Raw genomic sequence first — 4,180 nt, forward strand, 5'->3', positions numbered from 1 at the left:
GCGACGCGACGAACTACGCAAAAACGTCCCGGTCAGCGGAGCGGACTTCGCGGCCTCCGAGCGGCGCGAGGAAGATGCCTTGTATAAATTGGGTAAAATCTACCGTTTTGATTTGAAAGAATCGACCAAGGCCGTGACGACATTCACGCGGCTTCTAAAAGATTTCCCCAAGACTGCTTATCGCGAAGAAATCTATTACCTGATTTATTTGTCTTTGGAAGAAGGCGACAAGAATCGTCCGCTTTGGAAAGAAAAACTATTGGCCGAATTTCCGAATTCTTCCTACGCGCGGCTGCTGAACCAGGAACAAATCGCCCAAAAGAACGGTGGTGCTCCCGGCGGTTCGGCGACTGAGGCCTACGAAAAATTATTTGGTCTATATTCGGCGGGCAACTATACGGAAGCCCTCGCCCAAACCGAAAATGCCCTCGCCCTTTACCGGGATAGCCCAATAATAGAAAAATTTGCCCTGCTGCGCATTTTTCTGGTCGGAAAAGTCCGGGGCCGCGACGATTATCTGCAAGCTATCAACGAGTTCATCCGCCTTTACCCCGAAAGCCCCCTCCTCCCTCGGGTTCAGGAAATGCTCGAAGTAACGGGTCGCGCCTCAATACGGCGATGACGTTTTGCTAAAAGCGGTATCTTTGTCCTGTTAATTTTGAATGAGTGAATGATAGAATGATGGGCCCGCCCGTGCGGTGAATATTTGCGCTGCTCCGAGCCGTACAGATTTTTTTCATTCTATCATTCTATCATTCACTCATTCTATCATTAAACAAGAATGCTCAATTTAAAAGCTGGTAAGTACAAGAAACCCATTGTCCGGTTGTGGCAGTTTGCTGCGGTGGGTGTAGGGTTGTTCATACTATACATTGTCGCGGTTAGCTTTAATTTTTTCTGGTTGTTCGGGCCAATGCCCGATCTGAAAACATTGGAAAATCCCAGGAGCGAGGTAGCGTCCGAACTGGTTTCAGCGGACAACGTGAGCATCGGCAAGTACTTCTTCGAGAACCGTGCTCCCGTGGAGTTCGATCAGGTGTCACCCAATTTGGTGAAGGCACTGCTGGCCACCGAGGACGCCCGATTCGTCAAGCACTCCGGCATCGACCTGCGTTCCTTGTTTCGGGTAGCGAAGGGGGTAGTTACGGGCCATTCCGGCTCTGGTGGGGGTAGTACACTCACACAGCAGGTAGCTAAAAACCTATTTCAGACTCGCTCAGAAAAATATAGTGGAATCTTGGGCAGTGTGCCGTTGGTACGAACGATAATCGTCAAGACGAAGGAGTGGATTCTTTCCGTGATTTTGGAGAGAAAATACACCAAGCGGGAGATTCTGATGATGTACCTCAACACCGTGTCGTTTGGCAACAATACTTACGGCTTGAAGGTAGCGGCGAAGACGTATTTCAATAAAGACACCTGGAATCTCGACGTCCACGAAGCGGCACTTTTAGTCGGAATGCTGCAAAATCCTTCACTCTATAACCCCCGCCGTTTTCCGCAGAATGTCCTTAACCGCCGAAACACGGTGCTGGATCAAATGCAGAAATACGGGTTTGTTTCAGCGGAGAAATACGCAACTTATCGCGAAAAGCCACTTAGCCTAAATTTTACGATCGAAAGTCATAACACGGGCACTGCACCCTACTTCCGCGAGTCCATGCGCGGGTACCTGAAAGAATGGGTCAGTCAGTACAACGACGACAACGGGACCGACTACGACCTTTACACGAGCGGTTTACGGATTTATACTACCATCGACTCCCGGATGCAAAGCTACATGGAGCAGGCCATTCAGGAACACATGAAAACGCAGCAAAAGCTGTTCAACGAACACTGGAAAGGTCGAAATCCGTGGATCGATCAAAATGGTAAAGAAATTGAGGGCTTCGTGGAGCGGGCCGTGCGGGTATCGCAGCGGTTCATCACTCTGAAGAATGAAGTAGGAGAAGAAGAAGCGTGGAAAGTCATGCGGACGCCTTACAAAATGAAAGTGTTCAGCTACGATGGTGAGAAAGCAATGACCATGAGTCCAATCGACTCGATCAAGTACTACAAGCGCTTCCTGCACACGGGGATGGTATCTACCGACCCACGCAACGGCCACGTGAAAGCCTGGGTTGGCGGCGTCGATTTCCGGTACTTCAAGTACGATCACGTAAAGCAAAGCGCCAGGCAGCCAGGTTCTACCTTCAAGCCGTTTGTGTACGTTTCGGCTCTCGACCGCAACTTCCTTACGCCCTGCGACCATGTAGTGGATCGTCCAGTCACGTTTACACTAGCTGACGGCGTACCGGGCGGCTGGACGCCCAAGAATGCCAATGGGCGTTATTCCTACGCCTCGCTTTCACTGCGGCAAGCCATTGGGAAGTCAGTCAATTCGGTGAGTGCCCACCTGATGAAGCAGGTCAGGCCAAACACAGTTGTGGACTATGCGCACAAACTAGGTATTACCAGCAAATTGGCCGCCACACCCGCATTGTGCCTGGGGACCAGCGACGTGTCGGTGTACGAAATGGTCGGTGCCTACTGTACCTTTGCCAATAGCGGACACCGCACCGAGCCAATGACTATTTTGCGCATCGAGGATCGTTTCGGAAATCTTTTGCAGGAGTTTTTCCCGAAAGCCAATCAGGAGTTGAGCGAGAATATGGCCTACACCATGCTCTACCTCATGCGCGGGGCCGTGGAAGATCCCGGTGGTACGGCCGGGCGGCTGCGCAGTTATGGTGTGACCGAGGGCAACGAAATCGCCGCCAAAACGGGTACTACTTCCAACTACTCCGACGGCTGGTTCATGGGCATGACCTCTAACCTGGTGACGGGCATCTGGGTTGGCGGCGAAGACCGCAGCACTCACTTCCGAACTATTACCTTGGGACAAGGCGGACGCATTGCTCTACCAGCTTGGGGAATGTACATGCAAAAGATTTACGACGACCCTACCCTCGTGCAGTACCGGAAAAGTAAATTCGAAAAACCCGTCAACTTCCGCCTTGACTGCGGCGGCGTCTATACCGATAGCAGCAACACCTATGTGCCGCCTTCCTTGTCTGACGACGAGGGGGTACTTTTCTAATTTGGAATTAGTGAATGAGTGAATGTCGGTATAGCCTAATTGGAACTCACAGCCGTCAATTCCAGCTTCCATTCCGACATTCCGACATTCCGACATTCCGACATTCCGACCCCGCAGGGGCGGCCCCGTCCAACATTCCGACATTCCTACACTTACCAAATTGAAAATCCTTCTTGCTCCCGACAAATTCCGTGGCTCGCTGGAAGCGGATGAAGTCTGCGCTGCGATGGCGTCGGGGATTCTTTTGGCTTTTCCTGAGGCAAAGGTAGTTTCTATCCCTTTGGCGGATGGGGGAGAAGGGTTTGCCAAATCCCTCACGCTCAATTCTGGAGGTAGTTATGTTTCCGGTGTAGTGCAGGATCCCTTAGGACGACCCATTACAGTTTCCTACGGCCTCTCGGCGGATCGAAGTACGGCCTTTATAGAAATGGCCTCTGCCTCCGGACTGGGCCTGCTCAGCGAAACCGAGCGCGATCCTACAAAAACTACCTCTTACGGTACCGGACAATTGATTGCTAACGCGCTCGATCAGGGCGTAGAAAACATTATTTTGGGTATCGGCGGGAGTGCGACCAACGACGGCGGACTAGGTATCGCGTCGGCCTTGGGTTATCACTTTTTTGATAAAAACAAAAATCTGCTCATTCCCGATGGCGGCCATCTTTCCGCCCTCCATTCTATCGACTCCGGTAAGGTTCATTCCAAACTACACACCACCAAAATCACCGTAGCCTGCGACGTGACCAATCCTTTGCACGGCGAATCGGGAGCCGCATACATCTATGGTCCCCAAAAAGGTGCCTCGCCGGAACAGGTAGTTTTTTTGGACAATGGCTTACGCCATCTTGCTAAAATTGCAACCGAGACCTTCGGCAAAGACGTCAGCCAATCACCCGGTGCTGGAGCAGCGGGCGGGGTGGGGGCGGGGGCATTATGGTTCCTGAACGCTACCCTGGAATCCGGCGCGGCGATCGTTTTTCAGCAAACCAAACTGGAAAATCACGTCCGTAATGCTGATTTAGTCATCACGGGCGAGGGTAAAATGGATCAGCAAACCCTTAGCGGTAAACTGGTACTGGGCGTTGCCAATATGTGCGCCCG

At 51.8% G+C, this 4,180-nt stretch carries 3 protein-coding genes; all 3 read left to right on the forward strand.

Annotated features, from left to right (window positions below):
- The coding region (locus ACEW8P_RS25575; RefSeq protein WP_373515897.1) for a tetratricopeptide repeat protein at nt 1–622 on the forward strand (622 nt) is incomplete at its 5' end.
- 159 nt (nt 623–781) lie between these two features.
- A complete protein-coding gene (locus tag ACEW8P_RS25580) occupies nt 782–3,079 on the forward strand; it encodes a penicillin-binding protein 1A (protein ID WP_373515898.1) in 2,298 nt (765 codons plus the stop codon).
- A gap of 160 nt (nt 3,080–3,239) precedes the next feature.
- Nucleotides 3,240–4,180: glycerate kinase (locus ACEW8P_RS25585; RefSeq protein WP_373515899.1), on the forward strand; the 941-nt coding region annotated here is incomplete at its 3' end.

The organism is Persicitalea sp. (assembly GCF_041751555.1).
Classification (GTDB): domain Bacteria; phylum Bacteroidota; class Bacteroidia; order Cytophagales; family Spirosomataceae; genus Persicitalea.

Coding starts and splice junctions, on each gene's coding strand:
- ACEW8P_RS25580 (WP_373515898.1), top strand. CDS start 782: ATGCTCAATTTAAAAGCTGGTAAGTACAAGAAACCCATTGTCCGGTTG.